The sequence below is a fragment of the Streptomyces sp. NPDC002209 genome (assembly GCF_042890265.1).
Taxonomy (GTDB): Bacteria; Actinomycetota; Actinomycetes; order Streptomycetales; family Streptomycetaceae; genus Streptomyces.
Window position 1 is genome coordinate 568,451 of the sequence record NZ_JBIARX010000002.1, and the last position, 17,953, is coordinate 586,403.

Genomic DNA, 17,953 nt, shown 5'->3' on the forward strand with positions numbered 1-17,953 from the left:
CGGACGGAGTCCTACGGTGGAGGGGACAAGGACCCCGCACACACTCGAAGGGCCGGGATTCGCATGACTTCCACCCACGCCTTCTGGCTCGCCGGCCGCCAGGCCACCGGCGAGGACAGCTTCGACGTCCACTCCCCGTGGGACAACCGGCTCGTCGGCACCGTCAGCGTGCCCACCGACGCCCAGGTCGAAGAGGCCGTGGCCGCGGCGTACGCCGTGACGGCCGAGTTCTCCGCGACTCCCGCCCACGTCCGCGCCGCCGCCCTGGACCACGTGTCCAAGCGCCTCGCCGAGCGCACCGAGGAGATCGCCCAGCTGATCTCCGCCGAGAACGGCAAGCCCGTCAAGTGGGCCCGCGGTGAGGTCGGCCGTGCGGTGTCCGTGTTCCGCTTCGCCGCCGAAGAGGCCCGCCGCTTCAACGGCGGAGAGGCCCAGCGCCTCGACACCGACGCCGGCGGCGTCGGCCGTCTCGCCCTGACCCGCCGCTTCGTCAAGGGCCCGGTCCTCGGCATCGCGCCGTTCAACTTCCCGCTGAACCTGTGCGCCCACAAGGTGGCCCCGGCCATCGCCGTCGGCGCGCCGATCATCCTGAAGCCGGCCCCGGCCACCCCGCTCTCCGGCCTGATCCTCGGCGAGCTGCTCGCCGAGACCGACCTCCCGGCCGGTTCCTGGTCGGTCCTGCCGGTCGCCAACGACAAGATGCCCGCCCTGGTGAAGGACGAGCGCCTGCCCGTCATCTCCTTCACCGGCTCCGACAAGGTCGGCTACGCCATCCAGCAGTCGGTGCCCCACAAGCACTGCACCCTGGAGCTCGGCGGCAACGCCGCCGCCGTGGTCCTGGACGACTGGTCCTCCGAGGCCGACCTCGACTGGGCCGCGACCCGTATCGCGACCTTCTCGAACTACCAGGCCGGCCAGTCCTGCATCTCCGTGCAGCGCGTGATCGCCGACGCCTCCGTCTACGACCGCCTCGTCGAGAAGGTCGTGGCCCAGGTCCAGGCGCAGGTCACCGGCGACCCGTCCGACTCCGCCACCGACGTCGGCCCCCTCGTCTCCGAGGACGCCGCCAAGCGCGTCGAGTCCTGGGTCGACGAGGCGATCTCCGCCGGAGCCAAGCTGCTCACCGGCGGCAAGCGCGAGGGTGCCTCGTACGAGCCGACCGTCATCGCCGACCTGCCCGCCGACACCACCCTCGCCGTCGAGGAGGTCTTCGGGCCGGTGCTGACGCTGACGAAGGTCGAGAACACCGACGAGGCCTTCGCCGCCGTCAACGACTCGAAGTTCGGCCTGCAGACCGGCGTCTTCACCCGGAACATCCAGACCGCGTTCCGCGCCCACCGCGAGCTCGAGGTCGGCGGTGTGATCGTCGGCGACGCGCCGTCCTACCGCGCCGACCAGATGCCGTACGGCGGCGTCAAGCAGTCGGGTGTCGGCCGCGAGGGTGTCCGCTACGCGATGGACGACTACACGTACGAGCGGGTCCTGGTCCTGACCGGCCTCGACATCTGAATCTCGTACGGCCCGCAAGCCGACGGCCGGAGCCTACTGTGCGGGGGCTCCGGCCGTCCCCCTTTTGTTTGCGGCTCGGTTCGCCTCCGGGGGCGCTGATGCCGGCTCCAGAAGACCGTGCGTCCTCGAAACGGCTCGTGCCTCGCCGTTTCTCCGGGCGCTCGGCCTTCTTCGCCGGCGCGCCCCCTTCGGCTCACTCGCCAGGGTGCGGTCGGCGCGTCCCTTTCGGCTCACTCGCCGGGGTGCGGTCGGCGCGTCCCTTTCGGCTCACTCGCCGGGAGGTAACCGCCCGGCCGGGCTCGTTTTCCCTCACTCGGACCGCCCCGGCTTTTCCCGGAGGGCCGGAGAGGGTACGACTCACAGGTAGCACCGGCCAGTAGGCCGGTACCACCGACTCCGGCGGCGAGGTGAGTCCCCTCATGTCCGCAACACAGCCCGCACAGCCCAAGGTGACCGAGCGCGAGGCACGGCAGGTCGCGGAAGCGGCCCGGGAACAGGACTGGCGCAAGCCCAGCTTCGCCAAGGAACTGTTCCTGGGGCACTTCCGGCTCGACCTGATCCACCCGCACCCGATGCCCGCGGACGAGGACGTCCGGCGCGGCGAGGCCTTCCTGGCCCGGCTCCGGGCGTTCTGCGAGACCGAGATCGACGGCGCGCGCATCGAGCGCGAGGCCAAGATCCCCGACGAGACCGTGCGCGGGCTCAAGGAGCTCGGCGCCCTCGGCATGAAGATCGACCCCAAGTACGGGGGGCTGGGCCTGACCCAGGTGTACTACAACAAGGCGCTGGCCCTCGTCGGGTCGGTCAGCCCCGCCATCGGGGCCCTGCTCTCCGCCCACCAGTCGATCGGCGTCCCGCAGCCGCTGAAGATGTTCGGCACCCAGGAGCAGAAGGAAACCTTCCTGCCGCGCTGCGCGACCACCGCCATCAGCGCCTTCCTGCTCACCGAGCCGGACGTCGGCTCCGACCCCGCGCGGCTGGCCACCACCGCCGTCCCCGACGGGGAGGACGCCTACGTCCTCGACGGTGTGAAGCTCTGGACCACCAACGGGGTCGTCGCGGACCTGCTGGTGGTGATGGCCCGGGTGCCGAAGTCGGAGAACCACCGCGGCGGGATCACCGCCTTCGTCGTCGAGGCCGATTCCCCCGGGATCACCGTCGAGCACCGCAACGCCTTCATGGGCCTGCGCGGCCTGGAGAACGGCCTCACCCGCTTCCACCAGGTCAGGGTGCCCGCCTCACAGCGAATCGGCGCCGAGGGCGCCGGGCTCAAGATCGCGCTGACCACCCTGAACACGGGCCGGCTGTCCTTGCCCGCCATGTGCGTCGGCGCCGGGAAGTGGTGCCTGAAGATCGCCCGCGAATGGTCCGGCGTCCGCGAGCAGTGGGGCCGCCCGGTCGCCCGGCACGAGGCCGTCGGCGCCAAGATCTCCTTCATCGCCGCCACCACCTTCGCCCTCGAAGCAGTCGTCGACCTGGCCTCCCAGATGGCCGACGAGGACCGCAACGACATCCGCATCGAGGCCGCCCTCGCCAAGCTCTACGGCAGCGAGATGGCCTGCCTGATGGCCGACGAGCTCGTCCAGATCCGCGGCGGGCGCGGCTTCGAGACCGCCGAGTCGCTGGCCGCCCGCGGCGAGCGCGCCGTCCCCGCCGAGCAGATGCTGCGCGACCTGCGCATCAACCGGATCTTCGAGGGCTCCACCGAGATCATGCACCTGCTGATCGCCCGCGAGGCCGTCGACGCCCACCTGTCGGTCGCCGGCGACCTCATCGACCCCGAGAAGGCGCTCGGCGACAAGGCCAAGGCAGGAGCCCGCGCCGCCGGGTTCTACGCCCGCTGGCTGCCCAAGCTCGCCACCGGCCCCGGCCAGGTCCCCGGCGCGTACCGCGCCTTCCACCCCGGCGGCCACCCCGACCTCTCCGTCCACCTGCGCTACGTCGAGCGCAGCGCCCGCAAACTCGCCCGGTCCACCTTCTACGCCATGTCCCGCTGGCAGGGCCGCATGGAGACCAAGCAGGGCTTCCTCGGCCGGATCGTCGACATCGGCGCCGAGCTCTTCGCGATGAGCGCCGCCTGCGTGCGCGCCGAGCACCTGCGGGCCTCCGGGGAGCACGGCCGCGAGGCCTACCAGCTGGCCGACGCCTTCTGCCGGCAGTCCCGGATCCGCGTCGAGGAGCTCTTCGGCAGGCTCTGGTCCAACACCGACGACCTGGACCGCAAGGTCGTCGCCGGGGTGCTCTCCGGCACCTACACGTGGCTCGAGGAGGGCGTGCTCGACCCCTCCGGCGACGGCCCCTGGATCGCGGACGCCACCCCCGGCCCGTCGACTCAGAAGAACGTCCACCGACCCATCCGCTGACCTGCGATCATCGCCGGGTGCCCGTCAGGCGTACGACACTGGCGACAGGGAACCCGGGGAAGCGGATGCATGTGAACGTGGACAGGGAGAGCCGACGGCTCGCCTGGTGCGTGGCGCTCCTGCTGCGCCACGCACCGGACGCCGTCGCCTCCGACCTCCTTGGGCGGCTCGACGCGCCCACCCGCCGGTTCCTGTGCCGGGACGAGTACCTCCCGGCCTCCGCGGTCACCCTGCTGCTGCGCGAGGGCACCGACGAGGACCGCCGCACCATCGCCCGCAGCCCGCAGGTGCACGGCCGACCGCTGCCCGGCCTGCCCGGCCCCGCGCGGTACGCGGCCCGCCCCGGCCCCTCGCCGGAGCTGCTCGCCACCCTCGGCGCCGAGCTCGGCCGCCCGCTCGCGCCGCCGCCGTCCGCCGCGGGGCCCGCCGGGCCGCCGCTGACCGGCCCCGAGCTCATCGGGCTGCTGCGCCGGCACGGCAGCCGCCGGCCGCGCATCCCGCTCGACGTGCTGGCCCTCCCGCACGAGCTCGACCCCGAGACCCTGCTGCGCGAGCACGCCCGCGCCCCGCTGCCGCCCGGCTCCGTGGAAGCCCTGCTGCTGGTCGCCGATCCGGACCGGCGGACCCGGCTCGCACTGCTCGACACCCGCGCGCAGACCTCGTACGGACCGGCATGGCACCGGCCGGCGGTCCGCGCAGTCCGGACCGGCACCCTGACCTTCGACGAGCTCGCGGCGGCCGTCGCACCGGCCCACCGGGCCCTGCTCCTCGGGCAGGCCCACGCCGCCGGCGGACTCGGCTGGAACCTGGCCGAGTGGGCCGGGATGCGCTCCGCCCTGCTGCGGGTGCTGCGCCCGGCGCTCGGCGACGACCCGAGGCTGTGGGCCGAGCTGCACCGCCACGCCCCCGGGTCCACCGGCACCCTGCCCGAGCTGGCGGCCGCCGTCGCCGCCGGGGCCGCGCCGCCGCCGCAGGCCGCGATACCCGGCCTCGCCGCGGCCGTGGACGCCCTCGCGCCGGGATCCGCGTGGGTGCCGGACGACAGCGTGAACCGCGAGCTGGCCCTCGCGAGCCTCGGGGTGCCCAACGCCATGGGCGATCTGCGCGAGGACGTCCGCTGGGTCCGCGCCTGCCTCGACGACGGCATCCTGGCCGGCGCCGACGTGATCCGGCACAAGGCCCCCGCCGCCTGGGCCCTGGACGAGGGCCACTGGCTGGGGGAGGTGGACCACCCCGACCGCCACGACCACCACCCGGCGGTCCTGGCCGCCCGCGCCGAGGCGGACCGGCTGTTCGAAGCGGCCCTCGGCGGCGACGCCGACGCCTGGTGGCGGGCCGCCCGCGCCCTCCCGGACTTCGCCGGAACACTGCCCGAACTGCTCGCCGGAGCCGTTCACGGGGACTCCGTGTCCAACCGCTCCTGAGTTGCGGCAACAATGGGGGCATGAGCGACCGCCCAGCCCCCCTCGCCGATCCGCACCTCCTCTTCGACCCCGCGGCCGGCCGGCGGGACATCGTCATCCTCGGGTCCACCGGGTCCATCGGGACCCAGGCCATCGACCTCGCCCTGCGCAACCCCGACCGGTTCCGGGTGACGGCGCTGTCCGCCGCCGGCGGGCGCGTCGCGCTGCTGGCCGAGCAGGCCCGGCAGCTGCGGGTGAACACCGTGGCCGTCGCCCGCGAGGACGTCGTACCGGCCCTGAAGGAGGCGCTGAACGCCCAGTACGGGCCCTCCGAGCCGCTGCCCGAGATCCTGGCCGGGCCCGACGCGGCGACCGAGCTCGCCGCCTCCGAGTGCCACACCGTCCTCAACGGCATCACCGGTTCCATCGGCCTCGCGCCCACCCTCGCCGCGCTGAAGGCCGGCCGGACCCTGGCCCTGGCCAACAAGGAGTCGCTGATCGTCGGCGGCCCGCTGGTCAAGGCCCTCGCGAAGCCCGGCCAGATCATCCCGGTCGACTCCGAGCACGCGGCCCTGTTCCAGGCGCTCGCCGCCGGCACCCGGGCCGACGTGCGCAAGCTCGTGGTCACCGCCTCCGGCGGGCCCTTCCGCGGCCGCACGCGCGCCGAGCTGGCCGGCGTCACCGTCAAGGACGCCCTCGCGCACCCCACCTGGGCCATGGGCCCGGTGATCACCATCAACTCGGCGACCCTGGTCAACAAGGGGCTGGAGGTCATCGAGGCGCACCTGCTCTACGACATCCCCTTCGACCGCATCGAGGTCGTGGTCCATCCGCAGTCCTACGTCCACTCGATGGTGGAGTTCTCCGACGGCTCCACGCTCGCCCAGGCCACCCCGCCGGACATGCGCGGACCCATCGCGATCGGCCTCGGCTGGCCCGAGCGCGTCCCGGACGCGGCCCCGGCCTTCGACTGGACCAAGGCCTCGACCTGGGAGTTCTTCCCGCTGGACACCGAGGCCTTCCCGTCGGTGGGACTGGCCCGGCACGTCGGCACCCTGGGCTCCACCGCCCCCGCCGTGTTCAATGCGGCGAACGAGGAGTGCGTGGAGGCGTTCCTGGCCGGTCGGCTGCCGTTCACAGCAATCATGGATACGGTCTCTGCCGTGGTCGATGAGCACGGGACGCCGGACGCGGGAACTTCTCTCACCGTCGCGGACGTCCTCGAAGCGGAGACCTGGGCCAGGGCCCGGGCACAGGAGATGGCGGCCCGGGCCGCCGTGGAGGCGCGCGCATGACAGCACTCATGACGGTGCTCGGAATACTCATCTTCGTATTCGGGCTGCTCGTCTCCATCGCCTGGCACGAGCTCGGCCACCTCTCGACGGCCAAGCTCTTCGGCATCCGTGTGCCCCAGTACATGGTCGGCTTCGGCCCGACCATCTGGTCGCGCCACAAGGGCGAGACCGAGTACGGGATCAAGGCCATCCCGATGGGCGGCTACATCCGCATGATCGGGATGTTCCCGCCCGGCGAGGACGGCAAGGTGACCGCCCGGTCGACCTCGCCGTTCCGCTCGATGATCGAGGACGCGCGCTCGGCGGCGTACGAGGAGCTCCAGCCCGGCGACGAGACCCGGCTGTTCTACACGCGCAGGCCGTGGAAGCGCGTGATCGTGATGTTCGCGGGCCCGTTCATGAACCTGGTGCTGGCCCTGGCGATCTTCTTCGGCGTCTGGATGAGCTTCGGGATCAACCAGACGACCACGCAGGTCGCGAGCGTCTCGCCGTGCGTCATCCAGCAGAGCGAGAAGCGCGAGATCTGCAAGGCCGGCGACCCGGTCGCCCCGGCCAAGGCCGCCGGCCTGCTGGCCGGGGACCGGATCGTGGCGTTCAACGGCCACAAGGTGGCCGACTGGGCCGCCCTGCAGAAGCAGATCCGCGACACCGTCGGCCCCGCCACCGTCACGGTCGTCCGGGACGGCAAGCAGCAGACCCTCCCGGTCAACCTGATCGAGAACAAGGTCGCCAAGACGGACGGCCACGGCGGGTACGTCAAGGGCCGGTACGTGACGGCCGGCTGGCTCGGCTTCAGCCCGAAGAGCGAGATCGCCCCGCTGTCCTTCGGCCAGTCCGTCGACCACATGGGCGAGGTCGTCGACAACAGCGTCCAGGGGCTGCTCAAGCTGCCCGCCAAGATCCCGGCCCTGTGGGACGCGGCCTTCAGCGGAGCCGAGCGCGAGCCCGACTCCCCGATGGGCATCGTCGGCGCGGCCCGGATCAGCGGCGAGATCGCCACCCTGGACATCCCGGCCGAGCAGCGGCTGGTGTTCTTCCTCCAGCTCGTCGGGTTCTTCAACCTCTCGCTGTTCCTGTTCAACATGCTCCCGCTGCTCCCGCTCGACGGCGGGCACATCGCGGGCGCCCTGTGGGAGTCGGTCCGGCGCACCGTGGCCCGGGTCTTCCGGCGCCCCGACCCCGGCCCGTTCGACGTGGCGAAGCTGATGCCCGCCGCGTACGTGGTGGCCGGCGTGTTCGTCTGCTTCACGCTGCTCGTGCTCGTGGCCGACGTGGTGAACCCGATCAAGATCACCTAGTACGTCCGCATGTACGCCGGACGCGTAGGGAGCCGGGCACGCTTCGTGCCCGGCTCCCTACGTTCGGGTGTTCCGGGCCCTCGGATGCAGGGGCCGCCCCGTGGTTGGCGTAATCTCGAAGCCTGGAGCCCGCCGATCTCGGGACCTTGATCCACACCTTGGGGTTGCACAGCAGATGACTGCCATCTCTCTCGGAATGCCGGCCGTGCCGACGAAGCTTGCCGACCGCAGGGTCAGCCGCAAGATCCAGGTCGGTTCGGTGGCCGTCGGTGGCGACGCACCCGTTTCGGTGCAGTCGATGACCACCACCCGTACCTCCGACATCGGCGCCACGCTCCAGCAGATCGCCGAGCTGACCGCCTCCGGCTGCGAGATCGTCCGCGTGGCCTGCCCGACCCAGGACGACGCCGACGCCCTCGCCGTCATCGCGAAGAAGTCGCAGATCCCGGTCATCGCCGACATCCACTTCCAGCCCAAGTACGTGTTCGCCGCGATCGACGCCGGCTGCGCCGCCGTCCGCGTGAACCCGGGCAACATCAAGCAGTTCGACGACAAGGTCAAGGAGATCGCGAAGGCCGCCAACGACGCGCGCACTCCGATCCGCATCGGCGTCAACGCCGGCTCCCTCGACGCCCGCCTGCTCAAGAAGTACGGCAAGGCCACCCCCGAGGCGCTGGTCGAGTCCGCGCTGTGGGAGGCCTCCCTCTTCGAGGAGCACGGCTTCAGCGACATCAAGATCTCGGTCAAGCACAACGACCCGGTCGTCATGGTCAACGCCTACCGCCAGCTCGCCGCCCAGTGCACGTACCCGCTGCACCTCGGCGTCACCGAGGCCGGCCCCGCCTTCCAGGGCACCATCAAGTCCGCCGTCGCCTTCGGCGCGCTGCTCTCCGAGGGCATCGGCGACACCATCCGCGTCTCCCTCTCGGCCCCGCCGGTCGAGGAGGTCAAGGTCGGCATCCAGATCCTGGAGTCCCTGAACCTCAAGCCGCGCCGCCTGGAGATCGTCTCCTGCCCGTCCTGCGGCCGCGCCCAGGTGGACGTCTACAAGCTGGCCGAGGAGGTCACGGCGGGCCTGGAGGGCATGGAGGTCCCGCTGCGCGTCGCGGTCATGGGCTGCGTCGTCAACGGCCCGGGCGAGGCCCGCGAGGCCGACCTCGGCGTCGCCTCCGGCAACGGCAAGGGCCAGATCTTCGTGAAGGGCGAGGTCATCAAGACCGTCCCCGAGTCGAAGATCGTGGAGACCCTCATCGAAGAGGCGATGAAGATCGCCGAGCAGATGGAGAAGGACGGCGTGATGTCCGGCGAGCCCACCGTCGCCATCGGCGTCTGAGCACCCCGGGCGCCCCGGCTGGCGCCCCGCACGCATCGGCCCCGGCCCCGTTCCCGCAGCTCGCGGGCGGGGCCGGGGCTTTTTCGTGACCCGTGGGACCAGGCATCCTCCGGTGGCGGCGGGTACAGTTCGGAGATCAGCAGACTTGTATGGTGAGGCCCCAGTGTTGACGCAGACCACCACCCGGGTCCTTGAGCCCAGTGATCTCGACGCCGCCCTCGAAGTCCTCGGACGCGAGCCGGTCGAGAACGCCTTCGTCACCTCCCGGGTCCAGGTCGCCGGACTCGACCCCTGGCGCCTGGGCGGCGAGATGTGGGGCTACTACGCCGACGGGCAGCTGCGCTCCCTCTGCTACGCGGGCGCCAACCTGGTCCCCGTCTGCGCCGACCCCGACGCCGTCCGCGCCTTCGCCGACCGGGCCCGCCGCACCGGCCGCCGCTGCTCCTCCATCGTCGGCCCCGCCGACGCCACCCGGCTGCTGTGGCGGCTCCTGGAGCCCAGCTGGGGACCGGCCCGCGACGTCCGCTCCCACCAGCCGCTCATGGTCACCGAGCAGACGTCCGCAAACGTGCGCCCCGACCCGCTGGTGCGGCGGATCCGCAAGGACGAGATGGACCTGATCATGCCCGCCTGCGTGGCCATGTTCACCGAGGAGGTCGGCGTCTCGCCGATGGCCGGCGACGGCGGGCTGCTCTACCAGGCCCGGGTCGCCGAGCTGGTCGGCACCGGCCGCTCCTTCGCCCGCATCGAGGACGGCAAGGTCGTCTTCAAGGCGGAGATCGGCGCCGCGACCGCCAGGGCCTGCCAGATCCAGGGCGTGTGGGTGGACCCCGAGTTCCGCGGCCGCGGGCACTCCGAGACGGGGATGGCCGCCGTCGTCGAGTTCGCGCTGCGCGATGTCGCGCCCGTGGTGAGCCTGTACGTCAACGACTTCAACACCGCTGCGCGGGCGGCGTACCGGCGGGTGGGGTTCCGCGAGGTGGGCGCGTTCATGAGCGTGCTCTTCTGAACGCGCCGCTCGGCCCCGGGGTTCGGCCGGGGCGGGGGCCGTACGGACGGGGGCGGGGCGTGCCCAGTAAGGTCGGCCGCATGCTGCCTACCCCCGGGGGCGACGACCCCGACCGGCCCGCCGGACTCCGCATCGGTCCCTTCGACCTCGCCGACCGCGTGGACGAGGCGCTGCGCGTGCAGGCCGTGGCCTTCGGGCTCAGCGAGGAAGAGGTCGGCATCCGGCGCTACATCGTGCAGCGCCACATGACCTGCCGCGGAGCCCGCGCCCTCGGGGCGTTCACCGAGGACGGGGCGCTCGCCGGGTTCGTGTACGGGATGCCGAACGACCGGGCCTACTGGTGGTCCTCGGTCGTCGAGCCGTACCTGCGGGCCGAGGGCCACGACGGCTGGCTCGACGGCGCCTTCGTGATCACCGAGCTGCACGTCCACCCCGGGTTCCAGGGCCACGGCGTCGGCCGCACCCTCATCACCCGGCTCACCGACGCCGCCGAGGAGCCCCGCTCCATCCTCTCCGCCATCGACACCGAGAGCCCGGCCCGCGGGCTCTACCGGGCCCTCGGCTACGCCGACCTGGCCCGCCAGGTGCACTTCCCGAGCGCGAGCCTCCCGTACGCCGTGATGGGGGCCCCGCTGCCGCTGCGCCGCGCCTGAAACGGTTTCCGGGGGGCCGGGTGCCCCGGGTAGCCTCCCGTCATGTCATCGCAACACGTACAGCGCATGTCCCGTCTCATGGCCAAGACCCTCCGCGAGGACCCGGCCGACGCGGAGACCCTCAGCCACCGGCTCCTCGTCCGCGCCGGATACGTCCGCCGCAGCTCCGCGGGCGTGTGGACCTGGCTGCCGCTCGGCAAGAAGGTCCTCGACAACGTCTCGCGCATCGTCCGCGAGGAGATGGACGCCATCGGGGCCCAGGAGGTGCTGCTCCCGGCGCTGCTGCCGAAGGAGCCGTACGAGGTCAGCGGGCGCTGGACGGAGTACGGGGACCTGCTCTTCCGGCTCAAGGACCGCAAGGGCGCGGACTACCTCCTCGGCCCCACCCACGAGGAGATCTTCACCCTGGTGGTCAAGGACCAGTGCACGTCCTACAAGGACCTGCCGGTCATGCTCTACCAGATCCAGACCAAGTACCGCGACGAGGCCCGGCCGCGGTCCGGCGTGCTGCGCGGCCGCGAGTTCCAGATGAAGGACTCGTATTCCTTCGACGTGAGCGACGAGGGTCTCGCGGAGTCCTACGCCCTGCACCGGGCCGCGTACCAGCGGATCTTCGAGCGCCTCGGCCTGGACCACCGCATCGTGTCCGCGGTGTCGGGGGCGATGGGCGGCTCGGCGTCGGAGGAGTTCCTGGCGCCCGCGCCGGCGGGCGAGGACACCTTCGTGGACTGCCCGTCGTGCGACTACGCGGCGAACACGGAGGCCGTGACCTTCGCGCTGACCCCGGTGGACGCCGAGCACCCCGCGCTCGAGGAGGTGGACACCCCCGACACCCCGACGATCGAGACCCTCGCCGCGCACCTGGGTGTGCCCGCGTCGGCGACGCTGAAGAACCTCCTGGTGAAGGTCGACGGCGAGATCACGGCCGTGGGCGTACCCGGCGACCGGGAGGTGGACCTCGGCAAGCTCGGCGAGCATCTGGCCCCGGCGGTCGTGGAGTTGGTGACGGCCGAGGACTTCACCGACCGCCCCGACCTGGTACGCGGCTACGTGGGACCGCAGGGTCTCGGCAAGGTCCGCTACCTGGCCGACCCCCGTGTCGCGCCCGGCACTTCGTGGGTGACGGGGGCCAACCGCGAGAACACGCACGCCCGGAACGTGGTCTGCGGGCGGGACTTCGAGGTGGACCAGTACCTCGACGTGGTCGTCGTCGAGCCCGGCGACCCCTGCCCGCGCTGCGGGGCCGGTCTGCGGCTGGACCGCGCGATCGAGATCGGGCACATCTTCCAGCTGGGCCGCAAGTACGCGGACGCGTTCGGGCTGGACGTGCTGGGCCGGGAGGGCAAGCCGGTGCGGGTCACGATGGGCTCGTACGGCATCGGCGTATCGCGGGCGGTGGCCGCGCTGGCCGAGCAGACCGCCGACGAGCGGGGCCTGGCCTGGCCGGCGGCGGTGGCCCCGGCGGACGTCCACGTGGTGGCGGCGGGCAAGGCGGTGCCGCTGGCGCTGGCGGAGCGGGCGGCCGAGGCCCTGGCCGGGTCCGGGCTGCGGGTCCTGCTGGACGACCGCCCGGGCCTGTCCCCGGGCGTGAAGCTCACGGACGCGGAGCTGATCGGCGTCCCGTGGATCCTGGTGGCGGGCCGCCGCTCGGCGGACGAGGTGGTCGAACTCCAGCACCGCGCCACGGGCACCCGCGAGGAACTCCCCCTGGCCGAAGCCCTGTCGCGCCTGACGCCCTGATCCCTGCCCGCCTCCGGCAGCCGGCCACCCGCTCCCGGTCACGGGCCCGCGCAGCCGGTGCGGTCACCCGGCCTGCGCCTCGTCCGTGCCGGGCGCGGTGGCGGCGTCCGGGGCCCGGCCCGGGGAGCCGTCCACGCTCGGGCCGGGGCCCGGGTCCGGGGATCCGTTCAGCCCGGGCCGGGGATCCCCGGAGCCGTCCCACACGGGGCCGGGGCCGGGGGAGCCGTCCACTGCGGGATCGGGGGCCGGCGGGCCGTCCAGTGCGGGGTCCGGGGCCGGCGGGCCGTCCAGTGCGGGGTCCGGGGCCGCCGCGGCGGCGAGCGTGGGGTCGGCGGGCGTGGTCGCCGGGTGTTGCGGTGCGTCCGGGGCCGTTTGCGGCGGGGCCGCGCGTTCCAGGAAGCGCAGGAGTTCCACCGGGAACGGGAGGACCAGCGTGGAGTTCTTCTCCGCGGCCACCGCCACCACCGTCTGCAGCAGCCGCAGCTGCAGCGCCGCCGGCTGCTCCGACATGACCTCCGCCGCCTGGGCCAGCTTGTGCGAGGCCTGCAGCTCCGCGTCCGCGTTGATGACACGGGCACGCCGTTCCCGGTCCGCCTCCGCCTGTCGGGCCATCGACCGCTTCATCGTCTCGGGAAGGGACACGTCCTTGATCTCGACCCGGTCGATCTGCACGCCCCAGCCCACCGCCGGGCTGTCGATCATCAGCTCCAGGCCCTGGTTGAGCATCTCCCGGTTGGACAGCAGATCGTCCAGGTCCGACTTGCCGATGATCGACCTGAGCGAGGTCTGCGCCATCTGCGAGACGGCGAAGCGGTAGTCCTCCACCGCCACGATCGCGTTCGCCGGGTCGACGACCTTGAAGTACACGACGGCGTCCACGCGCACCGTGACGTTGTCCCGCGTGATGCCCTCCTGCGCGGGCACGGGCAGCGTCACGATCTGCATGTTCACCTTGTGGATCCGGTCGATCACCGGAACGATCATTGCGAAGCCGGGTGGCCGGATCTCCTCGCGCAGCCTGCCGAAGCGGAAGACCAGACCCCGCTCGTACTGCTTCACCACCCGGGCCGCGGCGCCCATGTAGACCAGGACGCCCACACCCGCGGCGATCGCCGCTGTCAGCAGTTCTTCGACCATGACGGCCCCCTGCCGGACGTGCATACCTACCTAAACGGTATGCCCTACAACCAGGCCGCGAACTCCAGCAGCAGCTCCGCGTCCCGGCGCCGCCCCGCGGCCAGCGCCCGGTTCCCGGACTCCACCGCGCGGAACAGCGTCCAGCCCCGCAGCCGGTCCCGGTCCACCTCCAGGGAGTCGGCCAGCTTGTTCACGCGGCGCCGGGCGCCCGCCGCCCCCGCCGAGGACGCGACCTGGTCCTCCAGCCGGTCGCGGACCAGCCGGGCCAGGTCGTACGCACGGTCCCCTACCAGCGGGTCCGGGCCGACCGCCAGCCACGGCGCCCGCTCGCCCGCCAGCACCTTGCCCTGCCGGAAGTTCCCGTGCAGCAGCAGCTCTTCACCGGGCAGCGCCGTCAGCTCCTCGCGGACCGCGAGCGCGGCGGACGCCAGCGCCTCGGCCTCCGGCGGGGCCTTGCGCAGCACCTCCGCCTGCTGCGCGGTGCGCTCGGCCACCGTCTCGAAGGGGTGTCCGGGCGGCGGGGTCACCCACAGCCTGCGCAGCGTCCCGCTCGCCTCCAGCAGGGCCTTCGCCTCCGGCAGCGACCGCAGCGACACCTCCGGGTGGAGCCGCTCCAGCAGCAGCGCCCCGTCCTCCTCGTGGTGCCGGGTGTCGAGGACCCGTACGGCGCCGAAGCCGCCCCAGTGCGCCAGCGCGGCCAGCTCCCGGTCGGGCCGCGCGGACGGCGGAGCCAGCTTCACCGCGGCCGGGGTCCCGTCGGCGTAGTGGACGAGGACGACCAGACTGCTCCGGCCGCCCGGGGCCTGCACCCGCTGGGCCCGCACCCCACGCCGGGCCAGCGCCTCCTCGGCGAGCCGGGGCAACTGCCCCAGCCAGTCCGCGTTCTGGGCCGGATCCGGCGTCTCGCCGAGCGCCCGTACAAGCCGCTGCGGCGGTTCGAAAGCCATGCGTGCGTGATCCCTTTCAGCTGGTCCGGGCTCGTTCTCCACGTTCCGTGAGCCCAGGGAAGGCTACGCCGACCCCACGCCAGCGTGCCGCGCGGACGGCCGCGGCGCTCAGCGCGTCGGCCGCCTCGCGGCGCAGCCGGCCGTCCGCCGCCCGCACCAGGTCGGAGTAGGCACCCGCCACCCGGTCCTCGATCTCGGCGGCCAGGGCCTCGGCATCGGCCGGGGTGCGGACCTCGAAGGGCAGGGCGTACGCCGCCTCCGCGGGCCGCGGCGAACCGCCCATCTCGCGCACCGTCCGGGCGAGCGCGTCCCGGCGGGACAGATGGCCTCCGTGCGCCTCGCGGGCCTCGGCGGAGCGCGCGGAGGAGGCTCGCGCGCCGATGACCCCGTAGCCGTACGCGGCCGCGTGCTCGGCGGCGAGCGCCGACTGCGCGGCCTCGAGGGCGCGGTTCGCGGGGGAGGGTTCGGGCTTCACGGCTTGGCTCCCTGGGGCGAGGTCAGCAGGTAGGCGTGTACGGCGCCGCACGCGGCCACCGAGGCCAGCAGCCGGGCCAGCTCCCCGGGCGCCCCGGCCAGGGCGATGGTCCGGGCCTCGGACAGGCTCCGCTCGGCGTCCGCGAGGGCGGACAGGGCCTCCTCGGGCTTCGGCGGCACGGGCTCGCCGCTCACCGCGGGGGCGCCGGCCGGCGCGGACGAGGCGGCGCCGGCGGCGGCGGAGGAGGAGGGCGAGGCGGAGCCCGAGGGCCTGCCGGCCGCGGAATCCGCGGAGGCCAGCGCCCCGGTGTGCGCGGCGACCGCGGCGCGCAGCGGGGCGAGGCGCGCGGCCAGGGCCGGATGGGCGAGGGCGGTGGCGTCGTAACGTTCCAGCAGCCGCTCACTGTCTCGAACAGCCGTCTCACGCATCCGCCGTTCGAGTGGAACCCCGACGGCGGTGTCCGACGAGCCGTCCCCGTCGGAGCACCCGGTGAGCAGCGCGGCGCCGGCCACGCCGGCGGCACCGGAGAGCAGGCTCCTGCGGGAGAGCCGCAAAGGCGAAGTCCAGGGCACGGCGACGTCCTCGGAGGTGATGACGGGACAGGGTGTGATCACCGTACCCGGGGCCCTGTCCCCGCGGAGGACGGCAACACCCTCCGCGACCGGATACCCTTTGACCTGACACGCGACGTAAACCACAACAGCACACGCGGCCGAGGAGTCACCCGGATGAGCACCACCCAGAGCGACAGGCTGCGCGGATTGCTGGAGCCGCTCGTCGCCGCCAAGGGCCTGGATCTCGAGGACATCGAGATGTCCAAGGCCGGCAAGCGCCGGATGCTGCGCATCATCGTGGACTCCGACGAGGGCGTGGAACTGGACGCGTGTGCCGAGCTGAGCCGTGAGGTCTCCGACACGCTCGACGAATCCGATGTGATGGGCGAGGACGAGTACGTCCTCGAGGTGAGCTCGCCGGGCGCCGACCGCCCGCTGACCGAGCACCGTCACTACGTACGGGCGATCGGCCGCCTCGTGAAGTTCCAGCTCGCCGAGGGCGGGGAAGTGATCGCCCGCATCCTCGACGTGGACGACGAGGGAATGGACCTGGAGGTCCCGGGCGTGAAGGGCCGCAAGGCGACCGCCCGCCGCATTGCTTTTTCCGACATCGCCAAGGCGCGGGTCGAGATCGAGTTCAACCGCAAGGACAAGAAGGAAGAGGAGGCGTAGCCGTGGACATCGACATGAGTGCCCTGCGGGGTCTGGTCCGGGAGAAGGAGATCTCCTTCGACCTGCTCGTCGAGGCGATCGAGTCGGCCCTCCTCATCGCGTACCACCGCACCGAGGGCAGCTTCCGGCGCGCACGCGTGGAGCTGGACCGCACCAACGGCCACGTCGTCGTGTGGGCGACGGAGGACCCGCGGGACCTGGAGGAGGGGCAGGAGGCCAAGGAGTTCGACGACACCCCGTCGGACTTCGGCCGGATCGCCGCGACGACCGCCAAGCAGGTGATCCTGCAGCGTCTGCGCGACGCCGAGGACGACCTGACCTTCGGCGAGTTCGCCGGCCGTGAGGGCGACGTCATCACCGGTGTCGTCCAGCAGGGCAAGGACCCCAAGAACGTCCTCGTCGACATCGGCAAGCTCGAGGCCATCCTGCCGGTGCAGGAACAGGTCCCCGGCGAGGAGTACACGCACGGTCTGCGGATCAAGGCGTACGTCGTACGGGTGGCGAAGGGTGTCCGCGGTCCGTCCGTGACCCTGTCGCGCACCCACCCCAACCTGGTGAAGAAGCTCTTCGCGCTGGAGGTCCCGGAGATCGCGGACGGCAGCGTCGAGATCTCGGCGATCGCCCGCGAGGCCGGCCACCGCACCAAGATCGCCGTACGGTCCACCCGCTCGGGCCTCAACCCGAAGGGCGCCTGCATCGGCCCGATGGGCGCCCGTGTGCGCAACGTCATGGCCGAGCTGCACGGCGAGAAGATCGACATCGTCGACTGGTCGGACGACCCGGCGGAGATGGTCGCGAACGCGCTGTCACCCGCCCGGGTGAGCAAGGTCGAGGTCGTCGACTGGGACTCGCGCTCCGCCCGGGTGACCGTGCCCGACTACCAGCTGTCGCTGGCCATCGGCAAGGAGGGCCAGAACGCCCGCCTCGCCGCGCGGCTCACCGGCTGGCGCATCGACATCCGTCCCGACACCGAGGCGTCCCCGGACGCCGACCGGGACCGGGGCGGGGAATAAATCCGCTACCGGCCGGAGCTGTCCGGCCGGTAGACAGGATCAAGACAGCAGATCTCGACAACATCCGTTCGATTTTTCGCCCGAAGGGGTGAGGTCGGTGCGGGGAGGTAGACTTAGGCGTGTCTGGCCGGACGCAAGCCCGCGCATGCCCCGAACGCACCTGTGTGGGGTGTCGGGAGCGAGCGGCCAAGAGCGATCTGCTGCGCATCGTGGCGATCGAGGGCGAATGCGTCCCCGATCCAAGCGGTACGCTGCCCGGCCGGGGCGCCTATGTGCACCCTGCCGTGGTCTGTCTGGACAAGGCGGTCCGTCGCAGAGCGTTCCCCCGGGCCCTTCGGTCCCCGGGAGCACTCGACACGACCGGACTGAGCAAAGCCGTGGCCATCGTGGCCGAGGCGACACCGTAAGAAGTAGTACGGCACGGATGCCCCGTGCGGTCAGGTACCTCGCGAGTTGGAAGTAGGTCGAGATTGCGATGAGCACTCGATGAGTACGCGATGAGTACGCCCATGAAGTAGCGACGGTCCGGCGTAACCCGGACCTAAAAGGAGC

16 protein-coding genes are annotated in these 17,953 nt (G+C 72.4%); 12 read left to right on the plus strand and 4 right to left on the minus strand.

All coding sequences use genetic code 11. The annotated features are described in order from the left end of the window. The first annotated feature begins 63 nt into the window (after positions 1 to 63). The 9 genes from ACFYXK_RS07465 (at position 64) to ACFYXK_RS07505 (ending at position 12,603) form a co-directional block, all read left to right on the plus strand. Positions 64 to 1,509, plus strand: a complete 1,446-nt coding sequence (locus tag ACFYXK_RS07465) for an aldehyde dehydrogenase family protein (RefSeq protein WP_389410206.1) — start codon at positions 64 to 66, stop codon at positions 1,507 to 1,509. A 419-nt stretch (positions 1,510 to 1,928) separates the two neighbouring features. Next, on the plus strand, positions 1,929 to 3,872 hold the full coding sequence (locus ACFYXK_RS07470) for an acyl-CoA dehydrogenase family protein (protein ID WP_383515168.1): 1,944 nt from the start codon (positions 1,929 to 1,931) through the stop codon (positions 3,870 to 3,872). 77 nt (positions 3,873 to 3,949) lie between these two features. Beyond that, complete coding sequence (locus ACFYXK_RS07475; protein WP_389410207.1) at positions 3,950 to 5,296, plus strand: hypothetical protein; 1,347 nt, start codon at positions 3,950 to 3,952, stop codon at positions 5,294 to 5,296. Positions 5,297 to 5,316: 20 nt separating this feature from the next. Next, on the plus strand, positions 5,317 to 6,570 hold the full coding sequence (gene dxr, locus ACFYXK_RS07480) for a 1-deoxy-D-xylulose-5-phosphate reductoisomerase (RefSeq protein WP_389410208.1): 1,254 nt from the start codon (positions 5,317 to 5,319) through the stop codon (positions 6,568 to 6,570). Continuing rightward, the gene (locus ACFYXK_RS07485; RefSeq protein WP_383515162.1) at positions 6,567 to 7,868 is read left to right on the plus strand and encodes a M50 family metallopeptidase; all 1,302 of its coding nucleotides are present in this window, start codon (positions 6,567 to 6,569) and stop codon (positions 7,866 to 7,868) included. The genes dxr and ACFYXK_RS07485 overlap by 4 nt, the downstream gene beginning before the upstream one ends. A gap of 175 nt (positions 7,869 to 8,043) precedes the next feature. After that, positions 8,044 to 9,201, plus strand: coding sequence for a flavodoxin-dependent (E)-4-hydroxy-3-methylbut-2-enyl-diphosphate synthase (gene ispG, locus ACFYXK_RS07490; protein WP_383515159.1), 1,158 nt, complete (start codon positions 8,044 to 8,046; stop codon positions 9,199 to 9,201). A gap of 163 nt (positions 9,202 to 9,364) precedes the next feature. Next, positions 9,365 to 10,210 (plus strand): GNAT family N-acetyltransferase, encoded by an 846-nt coding sequence (locus ACFYXK_RS07495; protein WP_389410209.1) that lies wholly within the window; start codon positions 9,365 to 9,367, stop codon positions 10,208 to 10,210. 80 nt (positions 10,211 to 10,290) lie between these two features. Further along, a complete protein-coding gene (locus ACFYXK_RS07500) occupies positions 10,291 to 10,863 on the plus strand; it encodes a GNAT family N-acetyltransferase (protein ID WP_389410210.1) in 573 nt (190 codons plus the stop codon). A 42-nt stretch (positions 10,864 to 10,905) separates the two neighbouring features. Continuing rightward, entirely contained in the window at positions 10,906 to 12,603 is a 1,698-nt protein-coding gene (locus ACFYXK_RS07505; protein ID WP_389410211.1) for a proline--tRNA ligase, read from the plus strand. A 63-nt stretch (positions 12,604 to 12,666) separates the two neighbouring features. Here the strand turns inward: ACFYXK_RS07505 and ACFYXK_RS07510 are convergent, their stop codons facing one another. Genes ACFYXK_RS07510 through ACFYXK_RS07525 form a run of 4 tightly spaced genes read right to left on the minus strand, consistent with a single transcriptional unit; the run spans position 12,667 to position 15,734 of the window. Continuing rightward, the gene (locus ACFYXK_RS07510; protein WP_389410254.1) at positions 12,667 to 13,740 is read right to left on the minus strand and encodes an SPFH domain-containing protein; all 1,074 of its coding nucleotides are present in this window, start codon (positions 13,738 to 13,740) and stop codon (positions 12,667 to 12,669) included. Between the two features lie 44 nt (positions 13,741 to 13,784). Next, positions 13,785 to 14,687, minus strand: a complete 903-nt coding sequence (locus ACFYXK_RS07515) for an aminoglycoside phosphotransferase family protein (protein WP_389410212.1) — start codon at positions 14,685 to 14,687, stop codon at positions 13,785 to 13,787. Positions 14,688 to 14,703: 16 nt separating this feature from the next. Then, complete coding sequence (locus ACFYXK_RS07520; RefSeq protein WP_389410213.1) at positions 14,704 to 15,162, minus strand: ferritin-like domain-containing protein; 459 nt, start codon at positions 15,160 to 15,162, stop codon at positions 14,704 to 14,706. Further along, complete coding sequence (locus ACFYXK_RS07525; protein WP_389410214.1) at positions 15,159 to 15,734, minus strand: hypothetical protein; 576 nt, start codon at positions 15,732 to 15,734, stop codon at positions 15,159 to 15,161. The genes ACFYXK_RS07520 and ACFYXK_RS07525 overlap by 4 nt, the downstream gene beginning before the upstream one ends. 156 nt (positions 15,735 to 15,890) lie before the next feature. On the opposite strand from ACFYXK_RS07525, the gene rimP reads away from it, so the two are divergent. The 3 genes from rimP (at position 15,891) to ACFYXK_RS07540 (ending at position 17,808) form a co-directional block, all read left to right on the plus strand. Then, positions 15,891 to 16,388, plus strand: coding sequence for a ribosome maturation factor RimP (gene rimP / locus ACFYXK_RS07530; protein WP_389410215.1), 498 nt, complete (start codon positions 15,891 to 15,893; stop codon positions 16,386 to 16,388). Positions 16,389 to 16,390: 2 nt separating this feature from the next. Further along, complete coding sequence (gene nusA / locus ACFYXK_RS07535; RefSeq protein WP_389410216.1) at positions 16,391 to 17,401, plus strand: transcription termination factor NusA; 1,011 nt, start codon at positions 16,391 to 16,393, stop codon at positions 17,399 to 17,401. Between the two features lie 119 nt (positions 17,402 to 17,520). Beyond that, entirely contained in the window at positions 17,521 to 17,808 is a 288-nt protein-coding gene (locus tag ACFYXK_RS07540) for a YlxR family protein (RefSeq protein WP_389410217.1), read from the plus strand. Positions 17,809 to 17,953: the final 145 nt, after the last annotated feature.